16 protein-coding genes are annotated in these 17,084 nt (G+C 64.6%); 10 read left to right on the forward strand and 6 right to left on the reverse strand.

Going from position 1 to position 17,084, the window contains the following annotated elements; all coding sequences use genetic code 11:
* Positions 1 to 59: 59 nt before the first annotated feature.
* Positions 60 to 680 (reverse strand): response regulator transcription factor, encoded by a 621-nt coding sequence (locus H1B27_RS29395; RefSeq protein ID WP_197968471.1) that lies wholly within the window; start codon positions 678 to 680, stop codon positions 60 to 62.
* Positions 681 to 883: 203 nt separating this feature from the next.
* On the opposite strand from H1B27_RS29395, the gene H1B27_RS29400 reads away from it, so the two are divergent.
* Complete coding sequence (locus H1B27_RS29400) at positions 884 to 1,912, forward strand: AraC family transcriptional regulator (protein WP_197968472.1); 1,029 nt, start codon at positions 884 to 886, stop codon at positions 1,910 to 1,912.
* 2 nt (positions 1,913 to 1,914) lie between these two features.
* Here the strand turns inward: H1B27_RS29400 and H1B27_RS29405 are convergent, their stop codons facing one another.
* Positions 1,915 to 3,126 (reverse strand): NnrS family protein, encoded by a 1,212-nt coding sequence (locus H1B27_RS29405; protein WP_197968473.1) that lies wholly within the window; start codon positions 3,124 to 3,126, stop codon positions 1,915 to 1,917.
* A gap of 130 nt (positions 3,127 to 3,256) precedes the next feature.
* Here H1B27_RS29405 and H1B27_RS29410 point away from each other — a divergent pair, with 130 nt between their 5' ends.
* Positions 3,257 to 3,967 (forward strand): Crp/Fnr family transcriptional regulator, encoded by a 711-nt coding sequence (locus H1B27_RS29410; protein WP_194389787.1) that lies wholly within the window; start codon positions 3,257 to 3,259, stop codon positions 3,965 to 3,967.
* A 108-nt stretch (positions 3,968 to 4,075) separates the two neighbouring features.
* On the opposite strand, the gene H1B27_RS29415 is transcribed toward H1B27_RS29410, so the two are convergent.
* Both H1B27_RS29415 and hemN read right to left on the reverse strand, forming a co-directional pair.
* Positions 4,076 to 4,273, reverse strand: a complete 198-nt coding sequence (locus H1B27_RS29415) for a DUF1858 domain-containing protein (protein ID WP_131873994.1) — start codon at positions 4,271 to 4,273, stop codon at positions 4,076 to 4,078.
* 181 nt (positions 4,274 to 4,454) lie between these two features.
* Positions 4,455 to 5,807, reverse strand: coding sequence for an oxygen-independent coproporphyrinogen III oxidase (gene hemN, locus H1B27_RS29420; protein ID WP_197968474.1), 1,353 nt, complete (start codon positions 5,805 to 5,807; stop codon positions 4,455 to 4,457).
* 167 nt (positions 5,808 to 5,974) lie between these two features.
* Here hemN and H1B27_RS29425 point away from each other — a divergent pair, with 167 nt between their 5' ends.
* The 6 genes from H1B27_RS29425 (at position 5,975) to H1B27_RS29450 (ending at position 11,633) form a co-directional block, all read left to right on the forward strand.
* Positions 5,975 to 6,175, forward strand: coding sequence for a hypothetical protein (locus H1B27_RS29425; protein WP_061880807.1), 201 nt, complete (start codon positions 5,975 to 5,977; stop codon positions 6,173 to 6,175).
* 137 nt (positions 6,176 to 6,312) lie between these two features.
* Positions 6,313 to 6,576 (forward strand): hypothetical protein, encoded by a 264-nt coding sequence (locus tag H1B27_RS29430; RefSeq protein ID WP_156505181.1) that lies wholly within the window; start codon positions 6,313 to 6,315, stop codon positions 6,574 to 6,576.
* 120 nt (positions 6,577 to 6,696) lie between these two features.
* The gene (gene nirK, locus H1B27_RS29435; RefSeq protein WP_197968475.1) at positions 6,697 to 7,794 is read left to right on the forward strand and encodes a copper-containing nitrite reductase; all 1,098 of its coding nucleotides are present in this window, start codon (positions 6,697 to 6,699) and stop codon (positions 7,792 to 7,794) included.
* Positions 7,795 to 7,851: 57 nt separating this feature from the next.
* A complete protein-coding gene (locus H1B27_RS29440) occupies positions 7,852 to 8,730 on the forward strand; it encodes an SUMF1/EgtB/PvdO family nonheme iron enzyme (RefSeq protein ID WP_197968476.1) in 879 nt (292 codons plus the stop codon).
* Between the two features lie 175 nt (positions 8,731 to 8,905).
* Positions 8,906 to 9,931 carry a Fe(3+) ABC transporter substrate-binding protein gene (locus H1B27_RS29445; protein WP_197968477.1) on the forward strand — a complete coding sequence of 342 codons (1,026 nt, stop codon included), beginning with the start codon at positions 8,906 to 8,908 and terminating at the stop codon, positions 9,929 to 9,931.
* Positions 9,932 to 9,986: 55 nt separating this feature from the next.
* A complete protein-coding gene (locus tag H1B27_RS29450) occupies positions 9,987 to 11,633 on the forward strand; it encodes an ABC transporter permease (RefSeq protein WP_197968478.1) in 1,647 nt (548 codons plus the stop codon).
* A gap of 132 nt (positions 11,634 to 11,765) precedes the next feature.
* Here the strand turns inward: H1B27_RS29450 and H1B27_RS29455 are convergent, their stop codons facing one another.
* Positions 11,766 to 12,416: a CoA transferase subunit B gene (locus tag H1B27_RS29455; protein WP_131873980.1), complete on the reverse strand. Its 651-nt coding sequence runs from the start codon at positions 12,414 to 12,416 to the stop codon at positions 11,766 to 11,768.
* A gap of 68 nt (positions 12,417 to 12,484) precedes the next feature.
* Complete coding sequence (locus tag H1B27_RS29460) at positions 12,485 to 13,192, reverse strand: CoA transferase subunit A (RefSeq protein ID WP_197968479.1); 708 nt, start codon at positions 13,190 to 13,192, stop codon at positions 12,485 to 12,487.
* 272 nt (positions 13,193 to 13,464) lie between these two features.
* Between H1B27_RS29460 and H1B27_RS29465 the strand changes: the two genes are divergently transcribed.
* Together H1B27_RS29465 and H1B27_RS29470 are read left to right on the forward strand one after the other, a co-directional pair.
* Positions 13,465 to 15,393, forward strand: coding sequence for an AsmA family protein (locus H1B27_RS29465; RefSeq protein WP_197968509.1), 1,929 nt, complete (start codon positions 13,465 to 13,467; stop codon positions 15,391 to 15,393).
* A 225-nt stretch (positions 15,394 to 15,618) separates the two neighbouring features.
* Positions 15,619 to 17,004 carry an ABC transporter substrate-binding protein gene (locus H1B27_RS29470; RefSeq protein WP_197968480.1) on the forward strand — a complete coding sequence of 462 codons (1,386 nt, stop codon included), beginning with the start codon at positions 15,619 to 15,621 and terminating at the stop codon, positions 17,002 to 17,004.
* Positions 17,005 to 17,084 lie beyond the last annotated feature (80 nt).

Genomic DNA, 17,084 nt, shown 5'->3' on the forward strand with positions numbered 1-17,084 from the left:
GCGCCACCGCGGCAGCAGCATGGCCGCGGAACGCATCGGCGCGCGGCCTCGGCGGAGCCTCAGGCCTGCGTGGGCGAATCCTGGCCGAAGATGCGCCGGAGCAGATCGGTCACGTTGCGGGCGCCGGCCTTCTTCAAGATGCTGGCGCGGTAGCCCTCAACAGTCCGCGCGCTCAGATGCATCCGCCGGGCGATCTCCTTGTTGGTGAGGCCGGCGGCGAGATGCTCGAGCACGTCGCCCTCGCGCGCGGTCAGGGGCTCGCAGCCTGTCAGCCAGCGCTGCCGGCTCGCGCCGGGCTGCGCGAATTCGTCGATGGCGGCATCGATCCGGCCGACGATGTCGTGGGTGCGGAACGGCTTTTCGATGAAATCGGCCGCTCCGCTCTTGATGGCGTCGACCGCCATGGCAATGCTGCCGTTCGCCGACGTCACGAGCACGGGCGCCATGCAGTTCTCCCCCCGCAGCCGCTTGAGCACGTCGAGGCCGGACCGGTCAGGTGGCAGCTCCAGCAGCACGCAGGCCGGCATCCGCGCCCTCGCGGCGGACAAGAGGGATGCACCGTCGGCGAAACAGATCACCTCGTAGGCGTTCTGCTGGAGCGCGGTCGAAAGTTGTTCGCGGGAGGCAGCGTCGGTGTCGATGACGAATATCTCACCCTTGGAAAGCATGTTTCCCGGCATGAACCCGATCCAGCAATGTCTTGGTCAAAAGGCCTGAGACGGTAGCGGGCTCCATCGCCCTGCCGCCCGTCGTAAGCACGGCATTCACGCCCGCGCTTCGGTCTCTCCTATGTATGTTCCGCCGGGTTCCTGGATTTGACGGACCGGGACAGAAATTTTACATTTCGGGACATCTGCGGGAGCAGCTGGCAGGAACGGTTCGCATGACCGACCTCATTCGCAGCTCGAGCCTGAGTTATTATCCGGAGGTCGCCCGGTCGGTCGGGCTGGACCCCAGGCAGATGATGCGCAAGGCCAGGCTGCCGCCAGCCTGCCTCGACAAGCCCGACACGCCCATTGCCGTCGCTGGCCTGCGCCGTCTGCTCGAATTGTCCGCGGAGGCGTCCGGCGCCGAAGATTTCGGCTTGCGCCTCGCCGAGCGCGGCGGCCTGACCAATTTCGGCACGGTCGGCTTGATCGTGCGCGAGCAAGCGACCGTCGGTGAGGCGATCGATGCGTTCTCGCGCTTCATCCATGTCCATCACGATGGCATGCGGCTCGACGTTGCGCGCGGCAAGCAGACCGCGACCATCACGATGCATCTGCGCGGCCGGAAGCCGAGCGCGCCGCGGCAGTCGATCGACGTGGCGCTCGGCAGCGTCCACCGCATCATCCAGTCGCTGTTCGGGCAGGACTGGCGGCCGCGGGAGGTGCACCTGCATCATCCGCCGCCGCACGATCGCAAGCGCTATCGCGAATTCTTCGGCTGCCGCGTGATCTTCAACGCGAGGGATGACGCGATCGTGCTGTCCGCGCACGATATGGAACGTCGGATCCCGAACGCGCATCCGCTGATCGCGAGCTATCTGCGCAAGCGGATCGAGGCGATCGAAACGCGGCCCGCGAGCTGGGAGCAGAAGGTCGACGAGGTCGTACGTTTCCTTCTTGCCAGTGGCGACTGCACGATCGAGCGCGTCGCCGAGCATCTCGCCTGCACCCGCCGGACCATCCACCGCCGCCTCGCAGCATCCGGCACCAGCTTCTCGGCCATCCTGGACGCGCAACGCGCCGATCTCGTGATCCAGCTGATCGACGCTCCCGGCCGGCGGCTGGCTGACATCGCGATGCAGCTTGGCTTCTCCGCGCAGAGCGCCATGGCGCGCTGGTTCCGCAGCCGGTTCGGCTGCACCATCACCGAGTGGCGCAAGGGCGTGCGGCCCGAGACGGCACCGCCCACGGCGACTGCAGCTTGAGTTCAGCGCGCGGGAGCGGGCACGCCCATCGTGGCGAGGCCACGCCACCGGCTGCCGGCGAGCAGCGGACCGAACGCGATGGCAAATCCGAGGAAAGCGACGATCCAGCCGCAGGCGGCGATGTGCAGCAACACATCGCCATGTGCGGGCAACACGACGGCAGCGATCCGGGCCAGAGCCGCGATGATGATCGCAGCATAGATTCCCTGGATCGCCGGCGAAGCCGTCAACGCCTGTCCGGTGTGGCCGAGACTCGCGCGGGTCATGACCGCGAGCGTCATGGTTCCCGCCGCACCTGCCATCCAGGCGTGGATGCCGGCGCTTGGCGGCAGTACACCGAAAACCGCGAGGGCATGCAGGATGAAACCGGACGGCACGAAGACGTAGCCGACATGCAGGATCACGAGCAGCCGCTCGCGGAAGGTGCGATCGCCAGCCCAGCGCGCGAGCCGCACCAAGTGCAGCCCACCGACAAGTGCCATCAGGACACCCGTGACGGCATTCGACGGCGCCACGATCCACGAGACGAGCGCGACCGCGCTGCATCCGATCACGGCGCCGTCGAAGCGTCCGAACGGCACGGGCAATCGGCCGGGATTGAACTTGACCAGCCAGTTACGGGTGAAGCTTGGGATGATGCGGCCGCCGATCAACGCAATCAGCAGAATGACCACGCTGATGCCGACGCGGATGCTGACATCGGCCGCGCCCTGCTCATGCGCTTCGACATGAAAGGCGACGTTGCCGGCGAGCAGAACGAGCACCAGCCCCACCACGGGCAGGTTGCGCCAGTTGCCGCCTGCGATGATCTCGCGCATCGCGGCGGCGACGACCAATGCGAGGAAGGCGGCATCGACGATCAGCGCAAACGCCCAGCCGACATCGGCCGACATCGTCACGGCGACGCGCGCGGCGAGCCAGACCATCAGCAGCGCCCCCAGCGGCGTGCCCTGGATCGGCAGCCGCCCGGTCCAGTTCGGGATGGCCGTGAACAGGAAGCCGGTGATGACGGCGGGCAGGAAGCCATAGAGCATCTCGTGGATGTGCCAGTCACGCGGCCCGAATGCGGAACTCACGGACAATTCGCCATAGAACATCGGCACCCAGACCAGGATCGACAGCGCCGCCTGGATCGCGGCAAACAGGAAAAAGGGCCGAAAGCTGTTCGCGAACAGCGGCCAGCCCGCAAAGTTACGGGATCGGGCGCCAGCCATGGCATCAACTCCAATGAAATCCAGATCGTTGTCTGGAAAAATACCGCCAGCCGACCGGCCCGTTTTGCGTTACCGCAAACACCAGGACGATTGCAGGTGCCATCACACTCCCTGATGCCAAGGAGGCAGAATGGCCAAGGTCGACACATCGCTGGTTGCGCATCTGCCGCTGTTTGCGGGCGTGACGCCGGAGGCTCTGGACGAGATCCTGCGTGAGGCCCGCTCGGCCCGCTTTTCCAAGAACAGTGCCATCTTCGAGCAGGGGGCCGACGCGCAATCCTTCTTCCTGCTGTTGCACGGCCATGTCCGCGCGGCCAAGACCACGCCGACCGGTGAGCAGATCGTGGTGCGCTATGTCGCGCCCGGCGAAACATTCGGGCTCGCGATGGCGATCGGAGCCGCGCGCTATCCGGCGACGGCGATGGCGGTCGACGACAGCGTGGTGCTGATCTGGCCGACCTCGGCCTGGCCGCGGTTGATCGAGCGGTTTCCGGCGCTCGCCGCCAACACGCTCCAGACCGTCGGCACCCGGCTTCAGGAGAGTCACACCCGCATCCTCGAAATGTCGACCCAGCAGGTCGAGCAACGCATCGCGCACGCGCTGCTGCGCCTCGCCAAGCAGTCCGGCAAGAAACTCGACCACGGCATTGAGATCGACTTCCCGATCAGCCGCCAGGACATCGCGCAGATGACCGGCACCACGCTGCACACTGTCAGCCGCATCCTGAGCGGCTGGGAGAGCCAAGGCCTCGTGGAGAGCGGCCGCCAGCGCATCATCCTGCGCGAGCCGCACAAGATCGTCGTGCTGGCGGAGCGGAATGCCGACGGCGGCGCGGCGTGAGAGCCGATGCCGGGATGCCTCCGCTGACAGGGATGAGGGGCGCTTCCGCTTACGGCGAAAACGCTCCCTCATCCGGGAACGCGCGCGCCCGCGCGATTCCAGACCGTTTCACGCCGGCACGCAATCGCTCAATGCAGCGAGGAATTTGTCGCGCTCGATTCCATGCTCGCGGCAGGCATCATCCACGGTGTGGAAGGTCGCGATCGGACAGCCGACGCAGGCCATCCTGAAGGCGAGAAACACGCGGATCGTGTGCGGCGCCGTGCGCATGATGTCATCGACCAGATCGTCGGATCCGAAGGGCATGGACAACTCCGTTCCGAATTGACGATAGCGGAGCGAGCGGAAGCCTCTTTGTTGAAGCGCAAGCTGGCTCCGTCATTCCGGGGCGCGCGCAGCGCGAACCCGGAATCCATCGGGCAGCAACCAGTGCAGTGAAATGGATTCCGGGCTCGCACCAAGGGGTGCGCCTAGGAATGACAGGAAGCTACACAGCCCGGCTGTGCAGTTGCTTGCCGGGATCCAGATGCGCATCGAATGCGGCGGCGACGCTGCGGACCAGGAAGCGCGAATCCTTGGCGACCGCGAGCCGGTCGCCGTCCAATCGCACGACGCCGTCGGAGATCAGCGGCTTCAGACGGGCTGCCGATTTCAGCATCGCGCCGGCCTCTGCGCCATGACGGGCACAGATGTCGCCGAGATCGGCACCGAACTCGCACATGATGCGTTCGATGATGTCGGCGCGCAACCGGTCGTCGTCGGTGAGCCCGTAGCCTTTCGCGGTGGCGAAGCGGCCGGCGGCGATGCTCTGGGCATAGGCGCCGATCTGCACCTCGTTCTGGACATAGCCCTGGGGCAGATGTCCGATCGCGCTCGCGCCGAAGCCGAGCAGGACTTCACTCTTGTCGGTGGTATAGCCTTGAAAATTGCGCCGCAACGTCCGCTGCTCGTACGCCACCGCCATGGAATCGTCGGGCCGTGCGAAATGATCGAGCCCGATCTGCACGAAACCGGCCTCCTTCAGGGTATTCGCGATCGCGCAGGCCTGGTCGTGGCGCGCAAGGCCGTCGGGCAGCACGGCCTCGTTAATCATGCGCTGGTGCTTCTTGAAATCAGGCACATGAGCATAGCCGAACACCGAGAAGCGGTTGGGCGCGAGCGCGAGGCTGCGCCGCACGGTGTCCAGGCACGAAGCGACAGTCTGGTGCGGCAAGCCGTAGATCAGGTCGAAATTGATTCCCTCGATGCCCGCGCCGCGGAGCATGTTGACCACGGACGCGGTCTGTTCGAAGCTCTGCACCCGGTTGATCGCCCTCTGCACCACGGGATCGAAGCTCTGCACGCCGAGGCTCGCGCGGTTGACGCCGGAGAGCCGCATGGCCTCGACCATGTCGTCGGACAACGTGCGGGGATCGATCTCGACCGCGATCTCGGCCGAAGGCAGCACGAAGAATTTCTGGCGCATCGTTACCATCAACTCGACAAAAGCCTCCGGCGCCATGATCGTCGGCGTACCGCCACCGAAATGGATGTGCTCGACCTTGATGCGGCGGCCGATGGTTTCGGCGGTTAGCGCGATCTCGCTGAGCAGCGTCCGCTGATAGCCGGCAATGAGCTCGTCGCGTCGGACGATCTGGGTGTGGCAGCCGCAGTACCAGCACATCTCGCGGCAGAACGGCACGTGCAGGTAAAGCGACGCGCTGGCGCCCGCCGGCAGTTCCGCCAGCCACCGAGCATAGGTGTCTGGACCGATCGCGGGCGAAAAGTGCGGTGCGGTCGGATAGCTCGTGTAGCGTGGCAGGCGTTCCTCGCCGTAGACCGCCGCAAGATCAGTTCTCATATCTTACCTATTCGTAAATTCGCGCCGCGCGCAGACATCGCGGCAAATCACCGAATGCGTGTTAGTTATCCCGAATGCGCGGAAACGACTTTGCGCTCGCGCAAAGCGCGGCGGCCGGTTCCCGGCCATGATCTGGGCAATTCGCGTCGTCATCCGGAGCGTTTGCCATGAGGCTTCTCGCATTCGAACTCATTCTCTCCCTGCTCGACGTCCGCGGCCATATCCCGCGTTTCGACGACTTCAGGCCGGCCCCGACTGCACCAGCCGCCGGCGGCGTGGTGCGCGCCCTGGCCGCAGCAATCGCCATCTTCGTCGTGCTGTCGCTGGCGATCTGGGGCACGGTCGGGCTTGCCATGTATCTGCTCTGAAGCGGAATGGCTTTGGGTCGAATTGATTGCACGGTTTGGTCCCTCGCAAGCGCAGGGCGATCGCATTTTGAGAGCTTTTCCCTGCGGCCATCCTTCGAGACGCCCGCTTTGGGCGAGCTCCTCAGGATGAGGACGGAGTGCGCGGCAGCAGTTCAACGAGCACTGACGCCGATAAGCCTCATCCTGAGGAGGCGCGTAAGCGCCGTCTCGAAGGACGAGGCGTGCGCGCAGGCTGCCACCAGTCGCATGTGTTAGCCCGCGCGGTCGAGATCGCAATCCAACTTGAAGATGCAAACGAGTTGGCGCTGAGTGCCGATGCGGTTGCGCCGTCGCTCGCGCTCTACATCCGCATCACGCCTGCGGACGCGATCGAAATGGCATCACCGATCCTGCTCCGCTGAGCACCTAAGTACTGTTGCGGAGGTGAATCCGGCGGGAGCTTGTCGCAGCGCAAACACGCTTGCCGCGATCGGCGCACACTGCATTCCGTCATCAAAACCTTTTCATGAAGGATGCTTCCGATGTTCACCCGCAGAGCCGCATTGATCAGCGCCGCCGCGACCGCCCTGATGCTGGCGACCCCGGCTTTCGCCGCCAGCGATCTCAAGCTGCCGCGTCAGAAGGTAGAGCTGGTCGCTCCGCCCTTCGTGCACGCGCACGAGCAAGCCACGACGCAGGGGCCCAAGATCGTCGAGTTCAAGCTGACGGTCCAGGAGAAGAAAGTCGTCATCGACGACAAGGGCACCACCTTCCAGGCGATGACGTTCAACGGCTCGATGCCGGGACCGCTCATGGTCGTGCACGAGGGTGACTATGTCGAGCTGACGCTGGTCAATCCCGCCGCCAACACCATGCCCCACAACATCGACTTCCATTCCGCGACCGGCGCACTCGGCGGCGGCGAACTCACGCTCATCAACCCCGGCGAACAGGTCGTGCTGCGCTGGAAGGCGACCAAGACCGGCGTGTTCGTCTATCACTGCGCGCCGGGCGGCCCGATGATCCCCTGGCACGTCGTCGCCGGCATGAACGGCGCCGTGATGGTGCTGCCGCGCGACGGGCTGAACGACGGCAAGGGCCGCGCGCTGAAATACGACAAGGTCTACTATATTGGCGAGCAGGACATGTACGTGCCGCGCGACGAGAAGGGCAACTTCAAGTCCTACGAATCGCCCGGCGAAGCCTTCACCGAGACCGAAGAGGTGATGAACAAGCTGATCCCCACCCATGTCGTCTTCAACGGCAAGGTCGGCGCGCTCACCGGCAAGAACGCGCTCACCGCCAAGGTCGGGGAGAACGTGCTGATCGTGCATTCGCAGGCTAACCGCGACAGCCGTCCGCATCTGATCGGCGGCCATGGCGATTATGTCTGGGAGACCGGCAAGTTCGGCAATGCGCCGGAGGTCGGGCTCGAGACCTGGTTCATCCGCGGCGGGTCGGCGGGAGCTGCGCTGTACAAATTCCAGCAGCCCGGCATCTACGCTTATGTCACGCACAATCTGATCGAGGCGGCCAATCTCGGCGCCACCGCGCACTTCAAGGTCGAAGGCAAGTGGAACGACGATCTGATGACCCAGGTGAAGGCTCCTGCCGAAATACCGCCTGCCAGCACCAACTAGACGCGACAAGGGGCCGGTGATTGATCACCGGCCCCTTCTTCCTTCGGGGGAATCATCATGCTGATCGCATTCAAGCTCAAACTGGTGCTCGCCTGCGCGGCCGGGCTTGCGGGGCCGCTGGCCGTTGCGCCTCTGGTTTCCGAGATGGCGACGCATGATGCGGGAGGCGAGCCGGCCATGGTCGAGGTCGTCCGCGGCAGCTTCTCATATCGTGACGCCGGCGACTTCACCCGCGGCGGGCAGCAGGCGGACGCGCCGCTGCGCACGATCCGGATCGACCGGCCGCTGCACATCATGCGGAATCAGGTTTCCTCTTCCGACTATCAGCTTTGCGTGAAGGATGGCCCCTGCCGTGCGCTCGACCGTGACGTGGCGATCGCCCCCGATCGCCCCGCGGTGCAGGTGAGCTGGCACGATGCCGAGACCTATGCGGGCTGGCTGTCGCGCAAGACCGGCCGGCATTACCGCCTGCCGAGCGACGAGGAATGGGCGTTTGCCGCCGGCTCCAGGTTCAGGGATGATGGTGTGCCGGTCGATGCAAGCGACCCTTCGAAGCGCTGGATCAGCCGCTATGAGCGTGAATCCGAACGCGGCCTCACCGACACCACGGCCTATCCGTTCGGCAAATTCGGCCCGAACGAGCACGGCGTCGAAGATCTCGCCGGCAACGTCTGGGAGTGGACCTCGAGCTGCTTCGTACGTTCGCGTGTCGACGACGCCGGAAGTGCCGGCCGCCCGACCGTGAACTGCGGGGTACGTATCACCGAAGGCGCCCACCGCGCCTATGTCACCGATTTCATCCGCGACGCCCGCGCCGGCGGCTGCGCCCAAGGCGTGCCGCCCGCCAATCTCGGCTTCCGCCTGGTGCGCGAGGAGACGTCATGGCTGGTCGGCGTGTCGCAGCGCCTGAGCAAGACGTGGCCGGCAAGATCATGATCATAGCGGCGCGCATCGTTTTCCCGTCAACGCCTCCATCCACTAATTAGAATCGATCTAAAGATAATATTGGAATCTCTCTAAGTCATGGCCCTCGCGACATCGCGTCGCTGACGTTGCCGCATTGCCTGCGCTACTCAATCGGGCGTTCAATCGCGCGCCTGGAGCAGCCCTTATGATCAATCTTCGCGTCCTCGCCGCGTCCGCGGCGGTGTTGAGCCTGACCTCGTCCTTCGCGTCGAAGGCAGCCGCCAATGGCGAGGTCAACGTCTATACCTATCGCGAGACCAAGCTGATCCAACCGCTGTTCGACGCCTTCAGCAAGGATACGGGCATCAAGGTCAATGTCGTCTCCGCAAGCTCCGGTCTGGAGCAGCGCATGAAGGCGGAAGGCGCCAACAGCCCGGCCGACGTGCTGCTGACGGTGGACATCGGCCGCATCGACGAGGCCGTGCAGGCCGGCGTCACCCAGCCGATCAAGTCGGAGGTGGTCGACAAGGTCGTGCCGGCGCAGTATCGCGATCCGGACGGACACTGGGCCGGCATCTCCATGCGCGCGCGCGTGATCTATGCCTCGAAGGATCGCGTCAAACAGGACAAGATCACCTATGAGGAGCTCGCCGATCCCAAGTGGAAGGGCAAGATCTGCATTCGCTCGGGCCAGCACATCTACAACAACGCCCTGTTCGCGGCCTACACGGCCAAGTACGGTGAGGCCAAGGCCGAGGAATGGCTGCGCGGCGTGAAGGCCAATCTCGCGCAGAAGCCGTCGGGCGGCGATCGCGAAGCCGCCCGTGACGTTGCCGCCGGAAAGTGCGACATCGGCATCGGAAACACCTATTACTGGGCGCTGATGATCAACAACGATCCCGAGAAGAAGCCGTGGGCGGAGGCGACACGCGTCATCCTGCCGACCTTCGAGGGCGGCGGCACCCACGTCAACCTCTCCGGCGTGCTGCTCGCCAAGAACGCGCCCAACAAGGCCAACGGCATCAAGCTGATCGAGTGGCTCGTGAGCGAGCAGGCGCAGCAGATGTATGCCGACCAGAACTACGAATATCCGGTTCGGGGCGGTGTCGCCGTCAACTCCACCATCGCGGGCTACGGCAAGCTCGGCCCAGATCCGTTGCCGATCGCAAAGATCGCCGCCAACCGCAAGGCTGCGGCCTCGCTGGTGGACAAGGTCGGCTTTGACAACTGATCTCTGGCGGCCCTCGTCACTCAAACTGGCAGAAGCTTCGGGCGCACGGCCTCGTTTGAGAGGCCGCGCCCACGCCGGGCGCGCGGCGACCGCAATCGCGATCGCAACCGCGATCCTGGTCGCGGCGCCCGTGATCTCGATCGTTTCGCTGGCTTTGCAGCCGGCGCCCGATGTGTGGCACGACCTGATCAACTACGTGCTGCCGGCCGCCCTCCTGGACACCGCGCTTCTGCTCGTCGGGGTCGGCGCGCTCACGCTTCTGATCGGCGCCGGCACTGCATGGGTGATATCGCGCCACGATTTTCCCGGCCGGGGCATGCTCCTGTGGCTGATGCCGCTGCCGCTGGCGATTCCGACCTATCTTGCGGCTTACGTCTATGCCGACCTGTTCGAACCGCTCGGCCTGGTGCACCGCACCCTGGCGGTCTGGCTGCCGCTGCGCGATGCCCTCGGCCATCTGCCCAACCTGCGCTCGCTGCCGGGCGCCATCTTCGTGATCGGGCTCGTGCTCTATCCTTACGTCTATCTGTCGGCGCGCGCGACGTTTCAGGTTCAGTCTGCCGAATTCGCCGAGGCGGCTACGACGCTGGGGGCCGGCCGATGGACCGTTTTCTGGCGCGTTTCACTGCCGATGGCGCGGCCGGCGCTGGCAGTCGGCGTGGCGCTGGTCGCGCTGGAAACGCTCAACGACATCGGCGCCAGCGAATATCTCGGCATCCGCACGCTGACGGTCTCGATCTTCACCACCTGGCTCAACCGCGGCAGCCTTGCCGGTGCGGCGCAACTCGCATGCCTGATGCTTGCGATCGTCGCCGGCCTGATCGCGATGGAGCGTTACGGCCGTCGCAACGCCAACGCCGAATTCTCGGCCGAAAGCCCGCATGTGAGGCAGCGAACCCCGCTTTCGGGCGCAAGAGCCTGGATCGCGTTCGCGGTCTGCGTGCTGCCGGTGCTGATCGGCTTCGTCGTGCCGCTGTTCTATCTGGCGCATCAGGCTCTCGGTCGCGGACTGCTTGCAAATTTCGACCCGCTCCTGTGGCGCCACACCTTCCATTCGTTTGCCTATGCAGCGCTCGCGACGCTCATGGCGCTGATGCTTGCGCTCGCCACGACGATCGCGCACCGCTTTCGGCCGGATCCTCTGCGATATGTGGCGATGAGCATCGCGCAGACCGGCTACGCGCTGCCGGGTCTCGTGATTGCCCTCGGCCTGCTGACCCCCGTGCTGGCGGTCGACAACGCGCTGAGCGCGGTCGTTGCCTGGACGGGACGTTCGCTGCCCGGGCTGATCCTGGTCGGCTCCGGGACGGCCGTCGTCATCGCCTACACGATTCGTTTCCTGGCGGTGCCGGTCGGCATGATCAAGGCCGGGTTCGACAGCATTCCGCGCGACTATGACGAGAGCGCGCGGACGGTCGGCGCGGGCCAGGCGGTCATGTTGAGACAGATCTATCTGCCGCTGCTCCGGCCCGCGATGCTCGGCGCCGTCATCATCATGTTCGTCGACTGCCTGAAGGAGCTGCCGGCAACGCTGCTCTTGCGGCCGCTCAACGTCGAAACGCTGTCGACGTCGATCTACCAGTTCGCAAGCCGCGGCAATTTCGAGGACGGCGCGCTCGCGGCCCTCCTGATCATCGCCGCCAGCATCGGCCCGGTCGTCTGGCTGACCCGGTTCTCCGAGGTGCCGAGCGGCCCCGCTTGAAGGCATGGGCACATCGTCCGCACACCCGTGGTGCTTCGACCAATCGAGTTGTCATCGCCCGACCTGATCGCTGAGCAAAAATCGTAAGGACGCGCAGACCGTATTGTGTTGCGCGCCCCCAGCGTTTCCCGCTTACGTGTTCTTCAACGCGACGCGGAATTCGGCTTCGGTCTTGGACTTGACCTCGTCGAGCGAAACGCCGTCGGCGAGCTCGATCAGCGCCATGCCGCCGCTGCCATGCTTGTCGATGGTGAAGACGGCCAAATCAGTGACGACCATGTCGACCACGCGCTCGCCGGTCAGCGGCAGATTGCACTGCTTCAAGAGCTTCGGGCCGTCCTTGGCCGAATGCTCCATTACCACGATGACGCGCTTGACGCCGGCGACGAGATCCATCGCGCCGCCCATGCCCTTGACCATCTTGCCGGGGATCATCCAGTTGGCGAGATCGCCGTTCTGGGCCACCTGCATGGCGCCGAGGATCGACAGGTCCATGTGGCCGCCGCGGATCATGCCGAAGGAATCCGCGCTCGAGAAATACGAGGTCGAGGGCAGCTCGCTCACGGTCTGCTTGCCGGCGTTGATGAGATCGGCGTCTTCCTCGCCCTCATACGGGAACGGGCCCATGCCGAGCATGCCGTTCTCGCTCTGCAGGCTGACGTCCATGCCGTCCGGGATGTAGTTCGAGACCAGCGTCGGGATGCCGATGCCGAGATTGACGTAATAGCCGTCGCGCAACTCCTTCGCGGCGCGCGCGGCCATCTGTTCACGGGTCCAGGCCATCGTTGTGCTCCTGTCGATTCTTTAGTGGCGCATGATCTGATCGGAAAACCGGTGTCCAGTTTTCCGGATCATGCGCTCGGGCGCGGGCGGGTGTTGCGGAATTCGATGCGCTTCTTGGCCGTGCCGACCTCGACGATGCGCTTCACGAAGATGCCGGGCGTGTGAATGTGGTCGGGATTGAGTTCACCGGCCGGAACCAGATGCTCGACCTCGGCCACCGTGATCTTCGCGGCGGTCGCCATCATCGGGTTAAAATTGCGCGCGGTCTTGCGGTAGATGAGGTTGCCGGCGGTGTCGCCCTTCCAGGCGTGCACGATGGCGATGTCGGCGAACAGGCCGCGCTCCATCAGGTACTTCTCGCCGTCGAATTCCTTCACTTCCTTGCCTTCGGCGATCAGCGTGCCGACGCCGGTCTTGGTGTAGAAGGCCGGGATGCCGGCGCCGCCCGCGCGGATGCGCTCGGCCAGCGTGCCCTGCGGATTGAATTCGAGTTCCAGCTCCCCGGCGAGGAATTGCTGGGCGAACAGCTTGTTCTCGCCGACATAGGACGAGATCATCTTCTTGATCTGACGGGTTTCGAGCAGGCGGCTGAGGCCGATGCCGTCGACGCCGGCATTGTTGGAGACCACCGTCAGGCCCTTGACACCGGACTCCCGGATCGCGTCCGACAGCTCCTCGGCAATGCCGCAGAGGCCGAAGCCGCCCGACATGATCATCATGTTGTCTTTCAGAATGCCTGACAGAGCCGACCTGGCGTCGGGATAGACCTTGTTCATGCAAAAAACCTCGACTGAACCTTCGGCTTGCTGGCCGTCGCGCCTTATTGGCGGCGATTATTAGGCGAAATCGTCCGAAGCCGTCAATGATACGGGGTTCTCCGCTGCGCCGCTGGGTGGTAGAAGCTGCCCACGCCGTGGGCATAACCGTGCAGCGGCCTTGAAAGCGTCAAGAAAACCCATCAAGTTGCGGGGGTTGGGTGTGGGCGCGCAGGTTTCCCGGCCCGCCCTCTGGCTCCAACGACCAACCCGATCAGGACATGCCATTGACCATGGCCCAAGGAATGAAGCGCCTCGGGACGCCGATCGCGGCGCTGCTCGGCGTCGCGCTGATCGCCCTGATCGCGACCTCCTGGCTCATCAACCGCGACGCGCTGCGCAAGGCCGTCGAAGCGCAGATCCGCGACGTCACCGGGCTGGAGCTCAATGTCGCAGGCAGCATCGACATTTCGGTGCTGCCGGCGAGCTACATCTCCTTCCACGACGTCGGCCTCAAGGGCGGCGGCACCAGCACGCCAGCGCTCCAGGTCGACGTGCTCACTGCAAATCTGCGGCTGCTGCCGCTGCTGCTGCAGCGGTTCGAGATCGCCGACCTGATGCTGCTGCGTCCGCGCATCCATGTCAGCCTCAAGCCGGACGGCGAGAGCAACTGGACGCCCTTCATCCAGACCATCGCGCGCACCATGAAGCCCGGGGCCGAGAACCAGGTCTCGTTCTCCGAAATCCGGATCCAGGACGGCGTGCTCGACTACGAGGACGCCGCTACGCGTGCCACCGAGAAGCTCGAGGACATCGACCTGTCGCTGGCCTGGCCTTCGATCTCGCGCTCCTTTGCCGCGACCGGACAGTTCGACTGGCGCGGCGAGCGTGTCGACGGCTCGATCAGCTTTTCCGATTTCGTCGCGGCCCTCTCCGGCGACCGGTCCGGCCTGAAGGCGCGCATCGCCAGCGCGCCGCTCAAGCTCGCCTTCGACGGCAGCGTCGCCAATCGCACCAGCCCGATGATGGAAGGCACGCTCACCGTCGACAGCCCGTCCTTGCGCAACGCGCTGCGCTGGACTGGGCAGCCGCAGCCCGGCAGCGGCGGCTTCGGCCGCTTCGCGCTGAAGGCGCGCGCCAACGTCGTCGGCGCCTCGATCGCGCTCACCAACGTCAACGTCGAGCTGGACGGCAACGCCGCCGAGGGCGTCATGACCTACGCCAATAACGGCCGGCAGACGCTGCAGGCGACGCTCGCCGCCGATGCGCTCGACTTCACGCCTTATATCTCGACGTTCCGCCTGCTCGCGAGCGGCGCGCGCGACTGGAACCGGCAGCTGTTCGATCTCCAGGGATTGTCGACCACCGATCTCGACATGCGCCTGTCCGCGGCCAAGCTCACGGTCGGGCCGACGAAGCTCGGACGCACCGCGATCGGCGCCAATTTGCGCAACGGCGCGCTGGCGCTCTCGGTCGGCGAGGCGCAAGTCTATGGCGGGATCGCAAAGGGCTCGTTCGGCATCGCCCGGTCCGACACCGTCGCCGACATCAAGGCGCAATTCCAGTTCACCGACGTCGACCTCCAGGCCTGCGCCACGGAGCTGTTCGGGCTCAACAAGCTGTCCGGCCGCGGCAATATCAACGTCTCGCTTCTCGCCTCCGGATCGAGCCCGTTCGGCCTCGTGCAGTCACTCGACGGAAGTGCCACCGTGACCGGGCATGACGGCGCGATCGCAGGCTTCAACGCCGAGCAGCTCCTCAAGCGGCTGGAGCGGCGGCCGCTGTCGGGCGGTGGCAATTTCCGCAACGGCTCGACGCCCTACACCAATCTCACCATCGCCGTGAAATTCTCCGACGGGATCGCCACCGCCGAGGACATCCGCGTCGAAGGGCCGGCGACGAAGATCACGCTCACCGGCACCGCCTCGGTGCCGACGCGCGAATACGACATGAAGGGTGTGGCAAGCCTCACCAGCGCCTCAGGATTCGAATTGCCGTTCGTGGTGCAGGGGCCATGGGACGATCCGCTGATCTTTCCCGATCCGGAAAGCCTGATCCGCCGCTCGCCAGCCTCCGCGCCGCTGCTTGACATGCTGAAGGACCGCAAGGGAGGCGATGCCGTGCGCTCCGCGATCGAGCGCATCACGGGAAGCGGAAAGCGTCCCGCGCCGGCGGAAGCGCCGACGGCGGAAAATACTAAAGAGAACGCCAAGTCCAACTAGCAAGTCCAACTGAGCTGACGTCCGACTCAGGTGAGTTTCAACTGAGGACGGCGCCTCTCCGGTGTTGGCCGACCATCGCGAATTGATCCGGCCGAATTGATGCGGCGATTTCATCGTCCACGCGTTGACGACCCGGGTCTGACAAGATGCGTTGATTGCGCTACCATCCTGCGCTAGTGTTTTATACGACCGGTTAAAAACACCGGCCGCTTGAGGGAGAAAAACGTGAGATCCAAGGTAATTGGCGCAGTATCATTGGCGGTCGCTGCGGTTGGGCTTTTTGCCGCCACTGCACCCGCCTTTGCGCAGCAGAAGACGATCACGGTCTGGTGGGGCAAGGGCTTCTATCGCTCCGAAGACGACGCGCTGATCGAGACGATCAAGAAATTCGAAGCCAAGACCGGCATCAAGGTCGAATTGTCGCAATACGCGATCCAGGACATGATTCCGAAGACGGTCGCGGCGCTCGATGCCGGCACGGTTCCCGATGTCGCCTATTCCGACTCCTATGACGTGCAGGCGCAGGGCAAGTGGGCCTATGAGGGCAAGCTCGAGGACCTCACGGACGTCATGGAGCCGATCAAGGACCGGTTCGTGCAGAACACGCTCGATGCGTCGATCCTCTACAATGACGTCGCCAAGAAGAAGGCCTATTACGGCTTCCCGCTGAAGCAGCAGAGCATGCACGTCCAGATCTGGAACGACATGCTGGAGAAGGCCGGCTTCAAGCAGAGCGACATCCCGAACGACTGGACGGGCTATTGGACGTTCTGGTGCGACAAGGTGCAGCCGGCGATCCGCAAGGCAACCGGCCAGCGCATCTACGCCGTCGGCCAGCCGATGGGCGTGGAATCCACCGATTCCTTCCAGTCGTTCTACACCTTCATGGATGCCTACCACGTCAAGCTGGTCGACGACGACGGCAAGTTGCTGGTCGACGACCCGAAGGTCCGCGACGGCCTGATCAAGGCGATGAAGGACTATACCGACACCTACATCAAGGGCTGCACCCCGCCCTCCTCGACCACCTGGAAGGATCCCGACAACAACGTCGCGTTCCACAACAAGACCATCGTGATGACCCACAACTTCACGATCTCGATCGCGGCGAAGTGGTTCGAGGACTCGCAGAACCAGGCGCTCACCCAGGAGCAGCGCGACGCCGGCAAGAAGGCCTATGAGCAGGACATCATCACGGCATCCTTCCCGAAGGCGCCGGATGGTTCGACTATCCGCTACCGCTCGGACGTCAAGACCGGGCTGGTGTTCACCGCGGCCAAGAACAAGGCCGAGGCCAAGCAGTTCATCAGCTTCCTGCTCCAGGAAGATAACGTCCGTCCCTACATCGAAGGCGCGCTCGGTCGCTGGTTCCCGGTGACCAAGGAAAGCCAGGAAAGCCCGTTCTGGCAGGCTGACAAGCACCGCAAGGCCGTCTACGCGCAGTTCAAGGGCGGCACCGCCGCGTTCGATTTCACCAAGAACTGGAAGTTCACGATCCTCAACAACGAGAACGTGTGGGCGAAGGCGATGAATCGCGTCGTCAGCGAGAAGGTTCCGGTCGACAAGGCCGTCGATGAACTGATCGCCCGCATCAAGCAGGTCGCGGGCTAAGGTCTATCCCCTCCCTCTCCCCGTTCTTACGGGGAGAGGGTTGGGGTGGGGGGCTCTATCCGCTAGTTGTGCGCGTAGTG

Source organism: Bradyrhizobium diversitatis, assembly GCF_016031635.1.
Classification (GTDB): Bacteria; Pseudomonadota; Alphaproteobacteria; order Rhizobiales; family Xanthobacteraceae; genus Bradyrhizobium; species Bradyrhizobium diversitatis.

Coding starts and splice junctions, on each gene's coding strand:
- H1B27_RS29455 (WP_131873980.1), bottom strand. CDS start 12,416: ATGGCCTGGACCCGTGAACAGATGGCCGCGCGCGCCGCGAAGGAGTTG.
- hemN (WP_197968474.1), bottom strand. CDS start 5,807: ATGAGAACTGATCTTGCGGCGGTCTACGGCGAGGAACGCCTGCCACGC.
- H1B27_RS29445 (WP_197968477.1), top strand. CDS start 8,906: ATGATCAATCTTCGCGTCCTCGCCGCGTCCGCGGCGGTGTTGAGCCTG.
- H1B27_RS29395 (WP_197968471.1), bottom strand. CDS start 680: ATGCCGGGAAACATGCTTTCCAAGGGTGAGATATTCGTCATCGACACC.
- H1B27_RS29460 (WP_197968479.1), bottom strand. CDS start 13,192: ATGAACAAGGTCTATCCCGACGCCAGGTCGGCTCTGTCAGGCATTCTG.
- H1B27_RS29425 (WP_061880807.1), top strand. CDS start 5,975: ATGAGGCTTCTCGCATTCGAACTCATTCTCTCCCTGCTCGACGTCCGC.
- H1B27_RS29440 (WP_197968476.1), top strand. CDS start 7,852: ATGCTGATCGCATTCAAGCTCAAACTGGTGCTCGCCTGCGCGGCCGGG.
- H1B27_RS29405 (WP_197968473.1), bottom strand. CDS start 3,126: ATGGCTGGCGCCCGATCCCGTAACTTTGCGGGCTGGCCGCTGTTCGCG.
- H1B27_RS29400 (WP_197968472.1), top strand. CDS start 884: ATGACCGACCTCATTCGCAGCTCGAGCCTGAGTTATTATCCGGAGGTC.
- H1B27_RS29415 (WP_131873994.1), bottom strand. CDS start 4,273: ATGCCCTTCGGATCCGACGATCTGGTCGATGACATCATGCGCACGGCG.
- nirK (WP_197968475.1), top strand. CDS start 6,697: ATGTTCACCCGCAGAGCCGCATTGATCAGCGCCGCCGCGACCGCCCTG.
- H1B27_RS29410 (WP_194389787.1), top strand. CDS start 3,257: ATGGCCAAGGTCGACACATCGCTGGTTGCGCATCTGCCGCTGTTTGCG.
- H1B27_RS29465 (WP_197968509.1), top strand. CDS start 13,465: ATGGCCCAAGGAATGAAGCGCCTCGGGACGCCGATCGCGGCGCTGCTC.